Origin of the sequence: Methylohalomonas lacus, from assembly GCF_024808875.1 — a bacterium.
GTDB classification, from domain to species: domain Bacteria; phylum Pseudomonadota; class Gammaproteobacteria; order Methylohalomonadales; family Methylohalomonadaceae; genus Methylohalomonas; species Methylohalomonas lacus.
Genome location: NZ_JANUCT010000016.1, coordinates 16283 through 36365, shown reverse-complemented (window position 1 = coordinate 36365; position 20083 = coordinate 16283). Strand labels below are relative to the sequence as shown.

Annotated in this window: 15 protein-coding genes; 6 read left to right on the top strand and 9 right to left on the bottom strand. The window is 61.4% G+C overall.

Annotated elements, in window-relative coordinates:
• Positions 1-10 precede the first annotated feature (10 nt).
• From aroB to J2T55_RS10690, 6 genes are all read left to right on the top strand, one after another.
• Positions 11-1105, top strand: a complete 1095-nt coding sequence (gene aroB, locus J2T55_RS10715) for a 3-dehydroquinate synthase (RefSeq protein ID WP_259056446.1) — start codon at positions 11-13, stop codon at positions 1103-1105.
• 8 nt (positions 1106-1113) lie between these two features.
• Positions 1114-2265, top strand: coding sequence for a deoxyguanosinetriphosphate triphosphohydrolase (locus J2T55_RS10710; RefSeq protein WP_259056442.1), 1152 nt, complete (start codon positions 1114-1116; stop codon positions 2263-2265).
• A gap of 343 nt (positions 2266-2608) precedes the next feature.
• Complete coding sequence (gene gltB / locus J2T55_RS10705; RefSeq protein ID WP_259056441.1) at positions 2609-7090, top strand: glutamate synthase large subunit; 4482 nt, start codon at positions 2609-2611, stop codon at positions 7088-7090.
• Positions 7091-7160: 70 nt separating this feature from the next.
• On the top strand, positions 7161-8579 hold the full coding sequence (locus J2T55_RS10700) for an FAD-dependent oxidoreductase (RefSeq protein ID WP_259056439.1): 1419 nt from the start codon (positions 7161-7163) through the stop codon (positions 8577-8579).
• 145 nt (positions 8580-8724) lie between these two features.
• A complete protein-coding gene (gene hemE, locus J2T55_RS10695; RefSeq protein WP_259056438.1) occupies positions 8725-9786 on the top strand; it encodes a uroporphyrinogen decarboxylase in 1062 nt (353 codons plus the stop codon).
• On the top strand, positions 9779-10720 hold the full coding sequence (locus tag J2T55_RS10690; protein WP_259056437.1) for a DUF368 domain-containing protein: 942 nt from the start codon (positions 9779-9781) through the stop codon (positions 10718-10720). Before hemE ends, J2T55_RS10690 begins: the two co-directional genes overlap by 8 nt.
• Positions 10721-10751: 31 nt before the next feature.
• Here J2T55_RS10690 and J2T55_RS10685 read toward each other — a convergent pair whose 3' ends face one another.
• The 9 genes from J2T55_RS10685 to miaB form a co-directional block, all read right to left on the bottom strand.
• Complete coding sequence (locus tag J2T55_RS10685) at positions 10752-12335, bottom strand: BCCT family transporter (RefSeq protein WP_259056435.1); 1584 nt, start codon at positions 12333-12335, stop codon at positions 10752-10754.
• Between the two features lie 153 nt (positions 12336-12488).
• A complete protein-coding gene (locus J2T55_RS10680) occupies positions 12489-12755 on the bottom strand; it encodes an RNA recognition motif domain-containing protein (RefSeq protein ID WP_259056434.1) in 267 nt (88 codons plus the stop codon).
• 48 nt (positions 12756-12803) lie between these two features.
• Positions 12804-14096 (bottom strand): DEAD/DEAH box helicase, encoded by a 1293-nt coding sequence (locus tag J2T55_RS10675; RefSeq protein ID WP_259056433.1) that lies wholly within the window; start codon positions 14094-14096, stop codon positions 12804-12806.
• A 298-nt stretch (positions 14097-14394) separates the two neighbouring features.
• Positions 14395-14613: a hypothetical protein gene (locus tag J2T55_RS10670; protein WP_259056432.1), complete on the bottom strand. Its 219-nt coding sequence runs from the start codon at positions 14611-14613 to the stop codon at positions 14395-14397.
• Positions 14614-14630: 17 nt separating this feature from the next.
• Positions 14631-16142, bottom strand: coding sequence for an apolipoprotein N-acyltransferase (lnt, locus tag J2T55_RS10665; protein ID WP_259056430.1), 1512 nt, complete (start codon positions 16140-16142; stop codon positions 14631-14633).
• A 67-nt stretch (positions 16143-16209) separates the two neighbouring features.
• Positions 16210-17115 (bottom strand): HlyC/CorC family transporter, encoded by a 906-nt coding sequence (locus tag J2T55_RS10660; RefSeq protein ID WP_259056424.1) that lies wholly within the window; start codon positions 17113-17115, stop codon positions 16210-16212.
• 60 nt (positions 17116-17175) lie between these two features.
• On the bottom strand, positions 17176-17637 hold the full coding sequence (gene ybeY, locus J2T55_RS10655) for an rRNA maturation RNase YbeY (RefSeq protein WP_259056421.1): 462 nt from the start codon (positions 17635-17637) through the stop codon (positions 17176-17178).
• Positions 17638-17646: 9 nt separating this feature from the next.
• Positions 17647-18663: a PhoH family protein gene (locus tag J2T55_RS10650; protein WP_259056411.1), complete on the bottom strand. Its 1017-nt coding sequence runs from the start codon at positions 18661-18663 to the stop codon at positions 17647-17649.
• Positions 18664-18707: 44 nt separating this feature from the next.
• Positions 18708-20075, bottom strand: coding sequence for a tRNA (N6-isopentenyl adenosine(37)-C2)-methylthiotransferase MiaB (gene miaB / locus J2T55_RS10645; RefSeq protein ID WP_259056409.1), 1368 nt, complete (start codon positions 20073-20075; stop codon positions 18708-18710).
• Positions 20076-20083 lie beyond the last annotated feature (8 nt).

Here is a 20083-nt window from a genome sequence, read left to right as displayed (position 1 = left end):
CTGTCCAGTCATGAAAACGCTTCAGGTTGAACTTGCCGAACGCAGCTACCCGATCCACATCGGCAGCGGGCTGTTGCGCCAGGCTGAACTGTTGATGCCGCACCTGGCCGGTCGCCAGGTGCTCGTGGTCAGTAATGAAACTGTTGCACCGCTGTATCTGGATGCGGTTACGGCGGCGCTGACCGATTACCAGGTCGAGACGCTGGTATTGCCCGACGGCGAGTCAACCAAGAACCTGCAGACGCTGGAAAAGATTCTCAGTGTCTTGCTGGAGCAGGGTTTCGGCCGCAACTGCACGCTGATAGCGCTCGGCGGCGGTGTCATCGGTGACATGACCGGCTTCGCTGCCGCCTGTTACCAGCGCGGTGTCGCCTACATCCAGATCCCGACCACCCTGCTGGCGCAGGTTGATTCTTCGGTGGGCGGCAAGACCGCCGTTAATCACGCGCTGGGCAAGAACATGATCGGCGCGTTCCACCAGCCGCGCGCTGTTATCGCCGATACCGACGTACTGGGAACCCTGCCGGATCGCGAACTGGCGGCGGGCCTGGCCGAGGTCATCAAGTACGGTCTGATCCGTGACGCCGGGTTCTACACCTGGCTGGAACAGAATATGACCGCGTTGCGCAACCACGATACCGCGGCGCTGACCCATGCCATCGAACAGTCCTGCCGCCACAAGGCGGCAGTCGTTGCCGCCGACGAGCGTGAATCCGGCCAGCGGGCCCTGCTCAATCTCGGTCACACGTTCGGTCACGCGATCGAGACCGGCCTCAACTACCACGACTGGCTGCACGGCGAAGCGGTGGCCACCGGCATGCTCATGGCGGCCGATCTGTCGGCCCGGCTGGGCTGGATCGAGCCGGGCGTCGTCGAGCGTATCGCGCAGCTGCTGACGGCAACCGGTTTGCCGGTGCAGCCGCCGGCGATCATGACCCCGGAACTGTTCCGCCGGCACATGGCGGTCGACAAGAAGGCCCGCGATGGTCAGGTTTATCTGATCCTGCTCGAGGCCCTGGGCGCGGCGGTGGTGACCGGGGATTACGCCGATGACGCGCTCGCTGCCACGCTCGAGCACTTCTGCCGGACTGCGCAACCGGCCTGAATGTTGCCATGATGCCTGCTGCCTACGCCGCCCGCGCCGCAACCAGCCGTGGCCGTAGCTACCCGGAAACGGAATCCGAATACCGCAGCCCCTACCAGCGCGACCGCGATCGCATCGTACATTCGTCGGCATTCCGGCGGCTGGAATACAAGACCCAGGTGTTCGTGAACCACGAGGGCGACATGTTTCGCACCCGGCTGACGCATTCCATCGAGGTGGCGCAGATCGGTCGCACGATCGCCCGCGCGCTGCAACTGGACGAGGATCTGACCGAGGCGATCAGCCTGGCCCACGATCTCGGTCACACGCCGTTCGGCCATGCCGGTCAGGATGCACTGAACACCTGCATGCGCGACTTTGGCGGCTTCGAGCATAACCTGCAGTCACTGCGCGTCGTCGACAAGCTGGAGGAGAAGTACGCCGAGTTTGACGGCCTGAATCTCACTTTCGAAACCCGTGAGGGCGTGCTCAAGCACTGCGATCGCGACATTGCCGCCGAGCTTGGCGGCGTCGGCCTGCGCTTTCTCGACGGCAGTCAGCCGGGCCTGGAAGCCCAGCTGGCCAATATCGCCGACGAGATCGCCTACAACAATCATGATGTCGATGACGGCCTGCGTGCCGGCCTGATCAGCGTCGACGAACTGTGTACGGTGGACTTGTTCGCCGACGCCTATAACGAGGTGCACGAACGCTGGCCGGCGCTCGAACATCGGCGCCTGGTGCACGAGGTGATCCGGCGCATGATCAACACTCTGGTCAGCGATCTCGTCGAAACCAGCCGCACGCGTATTGCCGCGGCTGCGCCGGCGGATATCGATGCCGTGCGCCAGGCCGGCGGACCGCTGCTGGCGCTGTCCGAAACCATGCGTGGCCGTAACCTGGCGCTGAAACGCTTCCTGCGCGAGTACCTGTATTTCGATTACCGTGTCCAGCGCATGTCGCACAAGGCGCAAACCATCATCACGACGCTGTTCGAGACCTATTTCGGCAAGCCGGGCCTGTTGCCGCGTGCCCTGCAACAGCAGATCCGGGCGCGCGAGGCCAGCCACGGCGAACCCGGCCGGGCACGCGCCGTGGCTGACTACATCGCCGGCATGACCGATCGTTTCGCCATCGCCGAGTATCAGCGCCTGGTTGACCCGGTGCAGCCGATTCGCTGATCCTGGCGAAGCGCCCTTCGGTATCGTCTTCTGTTCGGGCCTGTACCTGCTGATCGGTCTCGGGCTGATTCATCTGGCGCTGCGCGACAGCAATTAGCGGTATCGGGAACTGGCAGGAATTACACTGTTTCCGTACCGGCCACAATCCGGTCTGGAATATTTCAGGACTTGCCACGGTGGTAACTTCTCTGAATATGCTGGTATTTGTTCTGAAAATCGCAAGACGGTGATACCAGCGAAAAAAGCCGGGCAAAACCGTGACAGCAATGGCCGCGGGCACTATAATTTCCAACCTTTTGTCTAATTGGTACTCCGGCCTTCAACCCATTTTCCTGAGCTGACTATGTCTGTATCGCGTCACAATCCCAAGGGCCTCACGGGCCTCTACCGCCCTGCCTTCGAGAAGGGCAGTTGCGGTTTCGGTCTGATCGCCCAGATGGACGACCAGCCCAGCCACTGGCTGATCAACACGGCCGTCAATTCGCTCTGCCGCCTGACGCATCGCGGCGCGGTCGCTGCCGACGGCAAGACCGGCGATGGCTGCGGCCTGCTCATGAAAAAGCCGGACGCTTTCTTCCGTGCGGTGGCCGCCGAGCAGGGTATCGAACTGGCCAGCCACTACGCCGTCGGTGTGGTATTCCTGCATGTCGACGCTGCGAAGGCCGAGCGCGCCCGTGATCAGTTCAATACCGAGATCGAGCGTGAAGGCCTGAGTATTGCCGGCTGGCGCGTGGTGCCGACCGATGATTCGGCCTGCGGCGAGGAAGCGAAGCAGACGCAGCCGGAAATCGAACAGTGCTTCATCAACGCGCCGGCCGATATGGACGCGGGTGAGTTCGAGCGCCATCTTTACATGGCGCGGCGCCGTACCGAAAAGGCAATCGAGGCGGATGACGAGTATTTCTATATCCCCAGCCTGTCGGGCAAGGTCGTTTCCTACAAGGGCCTGGTCATGCCCGGCTACCTGGCGCAGTACTATCCCGATCTCGGCGACGAGCGCATGCAGTCGGCGATGTGCGTATTTCACCAGCGCTTCTCGACCAACACCTGGCCGCAGTGGCGCCTGGCGCAGCCGTTCCGCTACCTCGCCCACAACGGCGAGATCAACACCATCCAGGGCAACCGTCACTGGTCGCTGGCGCGCAGTTACAAGCTGGATTCGGAACTGATCCCGAACATGGACGACATCCGGCCGATCGTGTCGCTGGAAGGCTCGGACTCGAGCTCGGTCGACAACATGGTCGAGGCGCTGCTTGCCGGTGGCATCGATATCTTCCGTGCCATGCGCCTGCTGATTCCGCCGGCGTGGCAGAACATCGACAACATGGACGCCGATCTGCGCGCCTGTTACGAGTTCAATGGCATGAACATGGAACCGTGGGACGGTCCGGCCGGCATCGTCATGACCGACGGCCGCTATGGTGCCTGTATTCTCGACCGCAACGGCCTGCGTCCGGCACGTTACGTGATTACCCGCGACCGTCATATCACCATTGGCTCCGAGATCGGCATCTACGATTACGAGCCCGAGGACGTGGTACGCAAGGGCCGGCTCAAGCCCGGCCAGATGCTGGCCGTCGATACCGATACCGGCGAGCTGCTGCTGCCCGGCGACATCGATAATCGCATCAAGCAGTACCAGCCTTATCGCCAGTGGCTGAAGAACAACACAAAGGTTATCGAGTCGAGCCTGAAGGAGCAGCCGCTGTCGCTGAACCCGATGCACCCGGACTCGCTGGCCATCTACAACAAGCTGTTCGGCATCACCTTCGAGGAACGCGACCAGATACTGCGCGTGCTGGCCGAGTCCGGTGCCGAGGCGGTCGGTTCCATGGGCGACGACACGCCGTTGCCGGTTCTGTCACGGCACGTGCGTTCCCTGTATGACAACTTCCGCCAGCAATTTGCCCAGGTGACCAACCCGGCCATCGATCCGCTGCGCGAGCAGATCGTCATGTCGCTGCGTACCTACATGGGCCGCGAGGGCAACCTGTTCAATGAATCGGAACTGGCCGCCAAGCGCCTGCAGGTCGAATCGCCGGTGCTTTCGGAAGCGAAGTTCCGCAGCATTCTCGATCATCATGAGGAGGGTTTCCCGCACACGCAGATCGATCTGAACTACGATCCGACGATCGGGCTCAAGGCTGCCGTCGAGGCAGTGTGCGACCAGGCGGTCGAGGCGATCCGTGGCGGTAGCGTTATCCTGGTATTGTCCGATCGCGGTATCGACCGCGAACGGCTGCCGATGCACGCCCTGCTCGCCGTCGGCGCCGTGCATCATCGTCTGATCCGCGAGGGTTTGCGCTGTGACGCCAATATCATGGTCGAGACCGGTACCGCGCGCGATCCGCATCACTTCGCCATGCTGCTGGCCAACGGTGCGACTGCGGTCTATCCGTTCCTCGCCTATGAATGCTTGCAGGATATGCTGCGCCGGCGCGAGATACCGAGTGGCGACAGCGAAACGCTGGCCAAGGCATACCGCCGCGGTATCAACAAGGGGCTGTACAAGATCATCTCGAAGATGGGTATTTCCACCATCGCCAGTTACCGTGGCGCGCAGCTGTACGAAATCGTCGGCCTGCACAACGAGGTCGTCGATCTGTGTTTTGCCGGTGGCCTGAGCCGTATCCAGGGTATCCGCTTCGAACACCTTGAGCTTGAACAGCAGTTGCTGGCGAAAGAAGCCTGGAACCAGCGCAAGCCGATCCGCCAGGGCGGTTTGCTGAAGTACATCCACGGTGGCGAATTCCACGCCTACAACCCGGACGTCGTGAAGAAGCTGCACGAGGCGGTGGAAAGCAGCGACTACGCCAAGTACAAGGAATATTCGAGCGAGGTCAATGATCGCGAGCCGATGGTACTGCGCGATCTGCTGAAGGTGCGCGATGATACGCCCGCTATCGCTGTCGACGAGGTTGAACCGATCGACGCCATCCTCAAGCGTTTCGACAGTGCCGGCATGAGCCTGGGCGCGCTATCGCCGGAGGCGCACGAGGCGCTGGCCATCGCCATGAACCGCATCGGTGGGCGTTCCAATTCCGGTGAGGGTGGCGAGGATCCGGATCGCTTCGGCAACGAACGCATGTCCAAGATCAAGCAGGTCGCCTCCGGCCGTTTCGGCGTTACGCCGCACTACCTGGTCAATGCCGAGGTATTGCAGATCAAGATCGCCCAGGGTGCCAAGCCCGGCGAAGGCGGTCAGCTGCCGGGTGGCAAGGTCAATGAGATGATCGCCAAGCTGCGTTATTCCAAGCCGGGCGTGTCACTGATCTCGCCGCCGCCGCACCATGACATTTATTCCATCGAGGATCTGGCACAGCTGATCTTCGATCTGAAGCAGGTCAATCCGCAGGCTCTGGTGTCGGTGAAGTTGGTGGCCGAGGCCGGTGTCGGCACGGTTGCCGCCGGTGTCGCCAAGGCCTACGCCGATCTCATTACCATCGCCGGCTACGACGGTGGTACCGGTGCCAGTCCGCTGACGTCGGTGAAATACGCCGGCAGTCCGTGGGAACTGGGCCTGACCGAGACCCACCAGCTGCTGCGTGCCAACAACCTGCGCGACAAGGTTCGGGTGCAGACCGACGGTGGCCTGAAAACCGGCCTCGATGTCATCAAGGCCGCGATCATGGGCGCTGAAAGTTTCGGTTTCGGTACCGCCCCGATGATTGCCATGGGCTGCAAGTACCTGCGTATCTGTCACCTGAACAACTGTGCAACGGGCGTCGCCACCCAGGACACGCTCCTGTATACCAAGCACTTCAAGCCGAATGCGCCGGACAAGATCGTCAATTACTTCCAGTTCGTTGCCCACGAGGTGCGCGAGTACATGGCGCAGCTCGGCGTGCGCAAGATGACCGATCTCATCGGCCGTATGGACCTGCTGGAAATCCTGCCGGGCGAGACCGGCAAGCAGCAGTCGCTGGATCTGACGCCGCTGCTGTCCGACGGCGGTGTGCCGGCCGACAAGCCGCGCTTTTGCAAGGAGCCGAAGAACGAGCCCTACGACAAGGGTGAACTGGCCGAGCAGATGGTCAAGGATACCCTGCCGGCCATTGAGGCGCAGTCCGGCGGCATGTTCGAATACACGGTCAAGAACAACAACCGTTCGATCGGCGCGCGCATTTCCGGCGAAATCGCACGCCGCTACGGCAACCTCGGCATGATTGAAACGCCGATTCGCCTGCAGCTCAAGGGCACGGCCGGCCAGAGCTTTGGTGTCTGGAATGCCGGTGGCCTGGACATGTACCTGGAAGGCGATGCCAACGACTATGTCGGCAAGGGCATGGCCGGTGGCAAGCTGGTGATCTATCCACCGGCCGCCAGCAGTTACAAGAGCAATGAGTCGGTGATCATCGGCAACACCTGCCTGTACGGTGCCACCGGCGGCCAGCTATTTGCCGCCGGTACGGCCGGAGAACGCTTTGCCGTGCGCAATTCCGGTGCCATAGCGGTGGTCGAGGGCGTGGGCGATCACGGCTGCGAGTACATGACCGGTGGTGTGGTCACCGTGCTCGGTGATACCGGTGTGAACTTCGGTGCCGGCATGACCGGCGGATTTGCCTTCGTGCTGGACACGGATAACACCTTTGTCGATCGTTACAACCACGAACTGATCGACACGCACCGCGTGGCACCCGAGCATATGGAAGCCTATCGTAATTATCTGCTGGATATCATCGAGGAACACGTCCGCGAAACTGGCAGCGAATGGGGTCAACACCTGGTCGACAACTTCTCCGACTACGCCGGCAAATTCTGGCTGGTAAAACCGAAGGCGGCCGAGTTGTCGGAATTGCTGGACAGTCTGCTGGCTGCGGCCTGACCTTCACTACTATAAATATAATGCGGCGGCGGTTCGTGAACCGCCGTCGCTGTTTGATGCTATCGATACTATGAGCAAGACCGAACACAACAACTTCCAGTTTCTGGATCTGCCACGGCAGGATCCGCCGAAAACGGCGGCGCCCATCCGTATCTATACCTGGAACGAGATCTACGACCAGTTCGATGAAAAAAGCGCGGCCGAGCAGGCCGGGCGCTGTCTGTCCTGCGGCAATCCTTACTGTGAATGGAAATGCCCGGTTCACAACTATATACCGAACTGGCTCAAGCTCATTGAGGAAGGCAACCTGTTTGAGGCGGCCGAGCTGTCGCACAAGACCAACTCGCTACCCGAGATCTGTGGCCGTATCTGCCCACAGGATCGCCTGTGTGAGGGTGCCTGCACGTTGAACGATGGTTTCGGCGCCGTCACCATCGGCAACATCGAAAAGTACATCAACGATGAGGCGGTCAAGCAGGGCTGGAAACCGGATATGTCGAACGTCCAGCCGACCGGCAAGCGCGTCGCCGTGATCGGCGCCGGCCCGGCCGGACTCGGCTGTGCCGACGTGCTGATACGCAACGGTGTACAGCCGGTGGTGTTCGACAAGTACCGTGAAATCGGCGGCCTGCTGACCTTTGGTATTCCGCCGTTCAAGCTGGAAAAGCAGGTGGTGCTCAAACGCCGACAGATGATGGAGGATATGGGTGTCGAGTTTCGTCTGAATGTCGAGATCGGCCGCGACATCCAGTTCGATCAGTTACTGGACGAATATGACGCTGTATTCATGGGCATGGGTACCTATACCTACATGAAGGGCGGCTTCCCCGGCGAGGACATGCCGGGTGTATATGAATCGCTGCCGTTTCTGATTTCCAACGTTAACCGGGTCATGGGCTATGAAAAGGATCCGGCCGATTTCTTCGATATGAAGGACAAGCGCGTCGTGGTGCTCGGTGGCGGCGACACCGCTATGGACTGTGTGCGTACGTCCATACGCCACGGTGCGACCAGCGTGACCTGTATCTATCGCCGCGACCAGGCCAACATGCCGGGCTCCATGCGCGAGGTGGAAAACGCCAAGGAAGAGGGCGTCAAGTTCATGTGGAATCGTCAGCCGGTGGAAGTTGTCGGCAACGATACCACCGAAGGTGTAAAAGTCGTTGAAACCCGGCTCGGTGAACCGGATGAACGCGGCCGGCGCATGCCGGAAACGGTGCCCGGCAGCGAGGAAACCGTGCCGGCCGATGCCGTGATCATCGCCTTCGGTTTCCGGCCATCGCCGGCCGACTGGTTCGATCCGTTCGATATCCAGATCGACGAACGCGGTCGCGTCAAGGCGACAGAAAGCACGCCGCTCAAGTACCAGACCAGCAATCCGAAAGTTTTTTCCGGCGGCGACATGGTGCGCGGTGCCGATCTGGTCGTGACTGCCGTTTTCGATGGTCGTCAGGCCGCGGAAGGGATTCTGGATTATCTGGACGTATGATTGGAGCGTTCCTCGTCACTCGTCACTCGTTCCTCGGGGCGTATCGATTCGACAGATGCGGCAATTCGAGGGACGAGCAACGAGGAACGAGTGACGCAAAGCCTTTATATACTTCAATTGCTGCCGGTATAGAGGCGGCCCGTTAGTGCCAGGAAATGATCGCCTCATCCGCGCACTATTGCGCCAGCCTGTCGATCGCACGCCGGTGTGGATCATGCGCCAGGCCGGTCGTTACCTGCCCGAGTACCGTGCCACACGCGAGAAGGCCGGCGATTTTCTGACCCTGTGCAAGACACCGGAGCTGGCCTGCGAGGTGACGCTGCAGCCGCTGGAACGATTTGACCTGGATGCGGCGATCCTGTTTTCGGATATCCTGACCATTCCCGATGCCATGGGGCTGGGTCTGAGCCTGGTCGAAAAACAGGGACCACAGTTCGCGCGCACGGTACGCAGTGCCGCCGAGGTCAAGGCGTTGCCGGCGCTGGATCCGGATACCGACCTCGGTTACGTGATGGAGGCTATCCGCCTGATCAAGCGCGAGTTGAATGGCCGCGTGCCGCTCATCGGTTTTGCCGGCAGTCCGTGGACGCTGGCGACATACATGATCGAGGGTGCCAGCAGCCGCGAGTATTCACGCTCGAAGACACTGCTCTACAACGAACCGCGTACGTTGCGCCACCTGCTGGACAAGCTCAGCATCGCCACCCGCGATTACCTCAACGCGCAGATCGAGGCCGGTGTCGATGCGGTCATGATCTTCGACAGCTGGGCCGGGGTACTGACACCGCAGGCCTACCGTGATTTTTCCCTGGTCAGTCTGCAAAACATCGTTGACGGTCTGGTGCGCGAACGCGACGGTCAGAGGATTCCCGTGACCATCTTCAGCAAGGGCGCGGCGCATTCGCTCGGCGGCATGGCCAACAGCGGCTGTGATGCGCTGGGACTCGACTGGACGTTCGAGCTCGGCATCGCACGCGCATTGGTCGGTGATCGTGTCGCCCTGCAGGGCAATCTGGATCCGGCGATACTGCGGGCCGAGTCGGCCGCCATTCGCGAACAGGTGGCAAAGGTACTGGCCAGTTTCGGTTCGGGGACGGGCCATGTCTTCAACCTTGGCCACGGCATCACGCCGGACATCGATCCGGACCATGTTGCCGCCATGGTCGACGCTGTGCATGAACTGAGCCCCGCCTATCACGATGACTGACTCGTCCGGGACTTCGCCGCGCGGCTGGCGACAGCGTGGCCTGGTCTTCGCCAAGGGTTTTTGCATGGGATCAGCCGACGTCGTGCCGGGCGTCAGCGGCGGTACCATGGCACTGATTCTCGGCATCTATCAGCAGTTCCTCGAAGCAATACGTTCGTTCGATTATGCCTGGCTGCAGGGGCTGCTGCAGTTCGACTGGCGTACGGCGGTTGGCCGTCCACATTTCGGCTTCGTTATCCCGTTACTGCTCGGCATCTTCGCCGCCCTGCTGTTTTTCACCCGTGTCGTACCGCTGCCCTACCTGATCGATCACTACCCGGCGCCGGTCTATGGTTTCTTTTTCGGCCTCATCAGCGGCTCCATCGTGATCCTGGTGCGCCAGTTCGACCATGCCATGGCCGACTGGCTGGCCCTCGTCGCGGCGACGCTGGCGGGGTTGTGGCTGTTCAACCTGGTGCCCGCTGAAACCCCGGACAGCGCCTGGTTTATCTTTATCAGCGGTGCGCTGGCGATTAGCGCCATGCTGCTGCCGGGAATCTCCGGATCGTTCATTCTGCTGATGCTGAAAAAGTACAGTACCGTATTCGCCGCGATCGGCAGTTTTAACCTGACCGTGCTGATACCGTTTATTCTCGGCGCGCTGGCCGGTCTGATTGCCTTCAGCCGTGCGCTGGTCTGGTTGCTGCGTCATTATTATCAGACAACCCTGGCCGCCATCATCGGTCTGCTGACGGCTTCCCTATGGGTCATCTGGCCGTACCAGTCGCGCGTTTATGAGCAGGTGGCCGGCAAGGAGAAGCTGATCATGACCACGCCGGTCTGGCCCCAGACCTGGAGCGGTTATGAACTGCTGGCGCTGGGACTGGCAGTCGTCGGCGTGGCGCTGGTGTTGCTGCTGGAGTGGCTTGCCCGGCCGCGGCAGGATGCTGAATGAGCGACTGACAGATCGCTATACGGGAGGTTTGTCAGTCATAACGTTCATAGTCCGGCGTCTCGTGGACGGCCTCGATGTCGGGTGCGGCGGGTTCGTCCTCGTGGGACAATGGCTCGACACGCAGGGCCCTGATGAGACTGACGACCATCAGCAGGATCACCAGGCTGAATGGCAATGCCGAGGCAATTGCCGCGGTTTGCAGCGCAGCCAGACCGCCGGTAATCAGCAGTATGGCGGCGACAACGCCTTCAAGTATGGCCCAGAAGACCCGCTGCGACTTGGGCGGGTTGGGATCGCCGCCGGCGGTGAGCATGTCAATGACCAGGCTGCCGGAGTCGGATGATGTTACAAAAAATGTCACGATGACGATCGTCGCCAGCAATGCGGTAACGTTGGCCCACGGCAGTTCATTCAGGGTGGCGTATAGCGCCATCTCCACGCCCTGATCGACGGCTTCACCAATTCCGGCACCGCCTACTTCCAGGTTGATGGCGGTACCGCCGAATACCGCAATCCAGAAGCAACCCACTACGGTTGGTGCCAGCAGTGCTCCGCAGATGAATTCGCGGATGGTACGGCCGCGTGAGACCCGGGCGATGAACATGCCGACAAATGGTGACCAGGCAAGCCACCAGCCCCAGTAAAACACCGTCCAGTCGCCCGTCCATTCACTGTTATCGGTTACCCCGGTGCGAAAACTCATGAATACAAGCTGCTGAAGATAGCGGCCGCTGCTTTCGAGGAACAGGTTCAGTATATAAAGCGTCGGGCCGATAAACAGCATGAATGCCAGCAGTAGTGCTGCCATGGTGATATTGAACAGGCTCAATCGCATGATGCCGCGGTGCAAACCAAGCACCACCGATAGGGTGGCCAGCGCGGTAATGATGCTGATCAGGAGAATCTGTACAAGACTGCTCTGCGGTATATCGAACATGTAATGCAGACCGGCATTGACCTGAATGGCGCCCAGTCCCAGAGAAGTGGCGACGCCGAATAGGGTGCCGAAAACGGCGAATGTATCGACAACATGGCCGATGGGCCCGTAGATGCGTTCGCCGATCAGGGGATACAGCGTCGAGCGGATGGACAGCGGCAGTCCGTGGCGAAAACCGAAATAGGCCAGCGCCAGCGCCACGAATACGTAGATGGCCCAGGCATGCAGTCCCCAGTGGAAGAAGCTGTACTGCATTGCTTCTTCGATCGCCGCGGCAGTGGCGGGGTCGGCCGTTGGCGGTGACTGGTAATGCTTGATGGGTTCGGCAATCGACCAGAACAGCAGGCCGATCCCCATGCCTGCCGAGAATAGCATCGAAAACCAGGCCAGCAGGGAAAAGCGGGGCTGCTCACCGGGCCTGCCGATGCGGATGGCCCCGTAACGCGAGAACATCAGCCACAGTACAATACCCAGTAACGTGGTTACCGTCAGTATGTAGTACCAGCCCAGATAGGCCGTGATACTTTCCTGCAAAGTCTGGAACTGCTGCTCGGCTGCAGCCGTGAACAGGGTGCCATAAAGGATGAACAGGAAGATAATGATGGACGCGGCGATGAAAACCGGCCGACAGGTGCGCGGAAAAAACAACAGGGGTGCGGTTTTGACAGGCGTCGACATACGCGATTGCCGGCATCAAGCCGATACAGTCAGATTTGCACTTCAGGTTACTGCTTTTTGCCGGGAGCGTCGAATAGCGCCGGCAGCGGCATCGGGATAAGGGCAGAATGAGGCCGGCACGGGGCGGCGGCCGCCGTGCCGGTATAAAGATGATTACCGGCGGCGGCCACCGCGCTGGTTCTTTGGCCGCTCCTGGTTTACGCGCAGGTTGTTGCCGTGCAGTGAATAGCCATTCAGTGCGTTGATAGCAGCACGGGCTTCATGACCTTCCATCTCGACAAAACCGAAACCGCGGCACTTGCCGGAAAAAATATCCTTGGCGACATCGATCGAGCGCACCCGGCCATGGTTGGCGAACAGCGCACTGACTTCTTCCTGCGTGGCTTCCGGTGGCAGGTTGCCGACGTAAATCTTCAGCATCGTTTTCCTCTCAATTCTTTAGCGTGTTGGCAGACTTGGGTGCTGTCATCAGGCGCGCTGCTGGCGCTGGCCGCGACGGCTGTTGTTTGAACGCGGCTTGGCATTGCCGGCGTGCGCCTTATCCTGGCGTTGGCGCTGCTGGCGCGGTTTGCCAGGCTTCTTGCCGGCGGGTTTGTCGGCCGGTGGCCGTGCGCTGGGTTCAAAGCCGGCCTCGACCTGGCGTTCCAGCTTGCGGCCGATCACCTTTTCGATGGCCTTGAGCTGGGTGTTCTCATCGGCGGACACCAGCGATACCGCGGCGCCGCTGTACTGCGCCCGGCCGGTACGGCCGATACGATGGACATAGTCCTCCGCCACCTGCGGCAGTTCATAGTTCACGACATGCGGCAGGGCATCGATATCGAGACCGCGGGCGGCGATGTCGGTGGCGATCAGCAGCTGGACGCGGTTGTTGCGGAAGTCGGTCAGTGCCCGCGTGCGTGCGCCCTGGCTCTTGTTGCCATGAATGGCGGCGGCGCGCAGACCACTGCGCAGCAGCTGTTCGGTGAGTCGATCGGCGCCGTGTTTGGTGCGGGTGAATACCAGTGTCTGGCCCCAGCTTTGCGACCGCAGCAGGTGTTCGAGCAGCGCGCGCTTGCTGTTCTTGTCGACGCTGTAGACGTTCTGCGTCACCTGTTCAGCGGCGGAATTGCGCGGCGCAATGTCGATCGTCTGCGGCGACTGTAACAGGCTGTTCGCCAGTGTACGGATGCCGGCAGAGAAGGTCGCCGAGAACAGCAGGTTCTGGCGGCGGCGTTCCGGCAACAGACCGATGATCTTGCGGATATCGTTGATAAAGCCCATGTCGAGCATGCGATCGGCTTCGTCCAGTACCAGGCGATTGATCGCCGACAGGTCGATGTTGCGCCGTTCGATGTGATCCATAAGCCGCCCGGGGGTGGCGACGACCACGTCGACACCGCGGCGCAGGGCGTTGATTTGGGGCTGCATGCCGGCACCGCCGAAAATCGTCGTGGTACGGATGGGTACGTTGCGGCCATAGTCGCGAATGCTGTCGGCGACCTGCGCGGCGAGTTCGCGCGTCGGTACCAGGACCAGCACGCGCGGTATGCGTCGGCCGTGGCGGTTGGCCGGCGGTTGCGGATCGGTGAGCAGCTGCTGCAAAAGCGGCAGCGTGAACGCGGCGGTCTTGCCGGTGCCCGTCTGGGCGGCGGCGAGCAGGTCCTGGCCGGCAAGAATGGCCGGAATGGCCTCGGCCTGAATCGGCGTTGGTTGTTCATAGCCCTGACTTGCCACGGCACGCAGCAGGGTCGGGTCCAGACCCAGTTTTTCGAAAGACATAGTAACTCCTGAATCCGCCTGTTCGCGCCTTGGCGCGACACCGGTCCAGGCAGTCAATATTTTGATCATTGGGATCGCGTCCGGCCCGGGTAACAGCAGGGCGGGATCACGACGGGTTTGCGGGAGGTGGACGCGTGAATCAGGGGCGTCAGCGGACTCGATACGGGATAGAAACCGGGTTCCTCAGCGCGCAGACCGGGCTGCGCTCACTACAAACACCCACGCAGAATAACTGATATCAGCGGAATCACCTAATCTTTTATTGCCGCCGACACGGGCCGAAAGGCCGGCCAAGTGGCTATTTTCTGCCGGGCACCACCAGCAGAATGACGCCCAGCCCGACGGCGCCCAGCCCCGCCCAGGTCGGCACGTTGATGGTTTCCTTGTCCTCGACCTGGAACTCGATCGGGCCGAGGTCGGCATTGTGGGTTTCCTCTGTGTAGCTGAACTGGCCATAGGCAAGGCCGACAGCACCGGCGATGATCAGCAGCACACCGATAACACGCAATATGTTCATGACCGTTTCTCCTGACGTTATTGTTTCCTGCCGGATACCATCAGCCATAGCGCCACACCCAGCGACAGCAGGCAGATGATGATGATAACGCCATTGCCGAAGCGGGCATAAGGGGTCAGGCCGGAAAAAAGTCGCATTTCGGCTATCAGCGCGTCCGGCTCGAACTGCGGCGAGCGCTGTTTGATGCGGCCGCGTTCATCGATGATCGCACTGATACCGGTATTGGTCGCGCGCAGCATGTAACGGCCGCTTTCCAGCGCCCGGGCGCGGGCCATCTGCAGGTGCTGGTGCGGGGCGATGGAATCACCGAACCAGGCGTCGTTGCTGATGTTGATCAGCACGCCGGCCTCGGGCAGGGCCTGAATCACTTGCTCGCCGAAGACGTCCTCGTAACAGATCGAAACGCCCGCGGTGAGTGTGCCCAGTTCCAGTAGTGGTCTGTCCGCCGTACCCGGGGTGAAATCGGACATCGGAATTTGCAGGAATGACAGCAATGGATCCAGCAATGCCTTTAACGGCAGGTATTCGCCGAACGGCACCAGGTGGCGCTTGTGATAGACGTCTTCATGATGGCCGATGCTGAGAATGCTGTTGTGATAGTCCTGTTGTCCCGCCTCGCGGGTCGCCAGCCCCAGCACCAGTGGCGTGTCCGTTACCCGGGACTGTTCGCGCAGCAGTTCCAGGTAATCGTCGATCTGGTGGGCAAACGCCGGTATCGCCGTTTCCGGCCAGATGATCAGGTCCGCCTGTTGCCAGTGCGGTGCGCTCAGGTCGCGGTACAGGCGCATGGTGTTCTGCAGCTGTTCCGACTTCCACTTCAGTGCCTGCGGAACGGCCCCCTGGACCAGCGCCGCCTGCAGGGGCTCGCCCTGCGCACTGGTCCAGCGGCGTTCGTTGACGGCGGCGGCCAGCAGCACGAGGGCCACGCCGGCCGCGATGGCCGCAGTGCGGCGTTGCCATGAAGTGCGCAGAACCGTCAGGGTCAGCAGGCCGGCCAGCAGAACCACCAGCCAGCTGACACCATAGACGCCGAGCAACGGCATGAACCCGGCCAGCGGCAGGTCGAGCTGGGAATAGCCGAGGTTCAGCCAGGGGAAGCCGGTGAACAGCCACGAGCGCAGCCATTCCGCCAGTACCCACAATGCCGGCGCTGCGAGCAGCAGCGCGATCGCCGGGCGGTGACTGAAGAAGCGCCGCAGGAGCCAGCCGACCAGTGCCGGGTACAGCGCCAGGAAGGCGACCAGCAGGTAGGTGGCCGCCAGCGCCAGCACCATGTTGACGCCACCGAACAGGTTGATACTGATGTGCAGCCAGTAGACGCCGAAACCGAACAGGCCGAAGCCGAACAGGTAGCCGCGCCAGAAAGCACGCCCGGGTGTGCCGGTCTGCCAGCTGGCCAGTAATACGACCAGGGCCGGATAAACCAGGGTGCCGTGTTCGAATGGCGCGAATGCCAGCGGCACGCCCAGGCCGGCGAGCAGGGTCGCCAGGTCAAGCAGGACCGGCGGGATGCGAAGCTTGTCTAGCATGACGTCATGGTAGCGGAGAGACGCAGCAGGCGGTTAGCCGTTTTCTGGCCTCGATTGCGATTGTCGATTATTGCTCGTCGCCATCTGGCGCGACATCGGCCGCCAGTTGTTCCTGCTGGATGACGCGCAGCAGATGGATGCGGCGACGATCGGCACGCAGCACCTTGATACTGAAACCACCGTAGTCAATGGTCTCGCCGCGTTGTGGCAGGTGGCCGAAGGCATTCAGTATCAGGCCGCCAATGGTGTCGTACTCGTCATCACTGAAGTCGGTTTCGAAGTACTCGTTGAACTCCTCGATCGGTGTCATCGCCTGTACGGTATAGCGGTTATGGCCGTGCTGGCGGATGTAATCCTCTTCATCGATGTCGTGTTCGTCCTCGATGTTGCCGACGATTTCCTCGATGACATCCTCGATCGTGATCAGACCGGCGACGTTACTGTACTCGTCGACGACGATGGCCATATGGTTCTTGCTGGCGCGGAACTCGCGCAATAACACGTTCAGGCGCTTGCTTTCCGGCACGAACACGGCCGGTCGCATGATGTCCTTGATGGCGAAGCTGGTATTGTCCTGATCGGCGGTATAGGCAAGCAGGTCCTTGGCCAGCAGGATACCAACAACCTCATTGCTGTCGTCGCCGATGACCGGAAAGCGCGAATGGCCTGATTCGATGACGCTGGCAAGGATATTGCCGAGGTCATCGTCTTCACGGACGACACTGATCTGGATGCGCGGGATCATGATGTCGCGCACCTGTAGCTCGGAGACCAGCAGTGCGCCCTCGATCATGGCAAGCGAATCGGGATCGAGAATATTGCGCTCCTCGGACTCGCGCAGCAGTTCTATCAGGGATTCGCGATCGTGGGGTTCGTTGCTGATCAGCCGGTTCAGGCGTTGCAGCCAGGAACGCCGGCTGCCATTGGAACTGATGGGGGTGGACGTGGTTTGACTACTAGGTCGATCCTTCATGAGTGATTATCTTACTGGTGAAAGGGGTTGTGGTTGCCGGCGCTACCGTCGCCGGGTGAATTAGTGGGGCGTTGGCAGCCGATACGGATCAGCATAGCCGAAATTCCGCAGGATGTCGGTTTCCAGTTGTTCCATGACTTCGGCTTGTGCCGGGGTCTGGTGATCGTAGCCGCGCAGATGCAGGGTGCCGTGTATCAGCATGTGCGCCCAGTGCGCGGCCAGCGACTTGCCCTGCTCATCGGCCTCGCGCGCCACCACCGGCGCACAGACGACAATATCCCCCAGCAGTGCGGGCGCGATTGTTTCCAGGCCGTGACACGGGAATGACAGCACATTGGTAGGGCCATCCCTGCCGCGCCAGGCCTGATTCAACTGCGCGCCTTCATCTTCGGCCACTATGCGTACGGTCAGTTCAGTCGCCTCGCGGTCGGTCACGGCCGCGGCAATCCAGCGACGGATATCGGTTGCGCGCGGCACGTATGGCTTGCGGGTAACGAACTGGATGGTGATGTCGACGCTCATACGCCGGCCTCAGTGCCGCGTGCTGTCGTCATCGTCCGCCTGCCGGCCATTGTCATGGCGCTCATAGGCATCGAGTATGCGTGATACCAGCGGATGCCGAACCACGTCTTTGGAGTTGAAAAACGTAAAGCTGATGCCGTCCTCGTCGCGGAGTATGTCGATGACGTGACGCAGGCCGGACTGTTTGCCGCGCGGCAGATCGATCTGGGTGATGTCGCCGGTGACCACCGCCGTCGAGCCGAAGCCGATACGGGTCAGAAACATCTTCATCTGTTCAATGGTGGTGTTCTGTGCCTCGTCGAGGATACAGAACGATTCGTTCAGCGTACGGCCACGCATGAACGCCAGCGGCGCGACCTCGATGACGTTGCGTTCGATGTACTTGGCAACGCGCTCAAAGCCGAGCATTTCATACAGCGCGTCGTACAGCGGCCGCAGGTACGGATCGACCTTGGCAACCATGTCGCCGGGCAGAAAGCCGAGCCGCTCGCCGGCTTCCACTGCCGGTCGCACCAGGATGATGCGTCGCGCGCGGTCGGTTTCGAGTGCGGCCACGGCACAGGCCACCGCCAGGTAGGTCTTGCCGGTACCGGCCGGGCCGATGCCGAAATTGACGTCATGGTGACTGATATTGTGCAGGTACTGGCGCTGGTTCGGGCCACGACCGCGCACCTGGCCGGCACGGGTCTTGATGCTGACCTCCTGGCTGTCTTCCGCCGGCGCGGTCGCCGCATCGTTGCCGGCGGTCTGCAAGAATAGGTGCACGCGCGCCGGCGACAGTATCTCCGTCGCGCTGGTGTCGTAGAGTTCGCGCAGGACGCGCTCGGCCAGGGTCAGCGCCGCCGGCGCGCCGATAATGCGAAAGCTGTTGGCGCGGTTGTTGATTTCCACACCCAGGCGCCGTTCGAGCTGGCGCAGGTGCTGATCCAGTGGCCCGCACAGGTTGGCCAGGCGTTCGTTGTCGGCTGGCTCGAGGATGATGTCGATACTGTGCGGTTGTGCGGCTGTGGTGTCGGACTGGTTCAAGGGCGCGAATACGTCATGGCAGGCGGATGGGTTGTGGGCGTGCGTCAGGCGAGGGCAACGCTGTCGCGTTCGCCGGCGACATCGGTGTGTGCCGCGATCTCGCCACGCAGGGAGTTGCTTAGCGCCCGGGTGATGCGCACGTCGACGAACTGGCCGGCGAGATCGGCGTGACCGGCGAAGTTGACCACACGGTTATTTTCCGTGCGGCCGCAGATCTCGCTGGCGTCGCGGCGCGACGGCCCCTCGACCAGCACCCGCTGGGTGCTGCCGACCATGGCCTCGCTGATGGCGGTGGCCTGCTGGGTAATGCGGTTCTGCAGCAACTGCAGGCGCTGTTTTTTCACTTCCAGCGGCACGTCGTCGGCAAAACTGGCTGCCGGCGTGCCCGGCCGGCGGCTGTAGATGAAGCTGAACGAGTGATCGTAGCCGACCTCGGCAATCAGGTTCATCATCGCCTCGAAGTCGCTGTCGGTTTCACCGGGGAAACCGACGATGAAGTCCGAGGACAGGCTGATGTCCGGGCGAATCTGCCGCAGGCGGCGCATCTTCTGCTTGTATTCCAGCGTCGTGTGGCCGCGTTTCATCAGCGCCAGGATGCGATCCGAGCCGTGCTGGATCGGCAGGTGCAGGTGGCTGACCAGTTCCGGTACGCGCGCGTAGACATCAATCAGCTTGTCGCTGAATTCGGTCGGGTGCGAGGTGGTGTAACGGATGCGGTCGATGCCGTCCACGGCAGCAACGTATTCGATGAGATCGGCAAAGTCGACATAACCGCCGTCGTGGGTCGGCCCGTGGTAGGCGTTGACGTTCTGGCCGAGCAGGTTGACCTCGCGTACACCCTGGTCGGCGAGCTCGACGATCTCGGTGATGACGTCGTCGAACGGCCGGCTGACTTCCTCGCCGCGCGTGTACGGTACCACGCAGTAGGAGCAGTACTTGCTGCAGCCTTCCATGATCGATACGAACGCGGTCGGGCCCACGGCGCGCGGTTCCGGCAGGTGGTCGAACTTCTCGATTTCCGGGAAGCTGATGTCCACCTGCGGCTTGCGCGTGCGGCGTGCGGCGTCGATCATCTGCGGCAGCCGGTGCAGGGTCTGCGGGCCGAACACCAGGTCGACGAACGGCGCCCGCTTGACGATGCTGTCACCCTCCTGCGAGGCGACGCAGCCGCCGACGCCGATGATCAGGTCCGGGTTCTCGTCCTTCCAGCGTTTCCACTGGCCGAGCTGCGAGAATACCTTCTCCTGGGCCTTTTCCCGGATCGAGCAGGTGTTCAGCAGGATGACGCCGGCCTCGGCCGGGTCGTCGGTCTCGGTCAACTGGTGCGATTCGGCCAGCACGTCGCGCATGCGGGCGGAATCGTACTCGTTCATCTGGCAACCGTAGGTTTTCAGGTATAGCTTGGTACTCACGCGCTCTC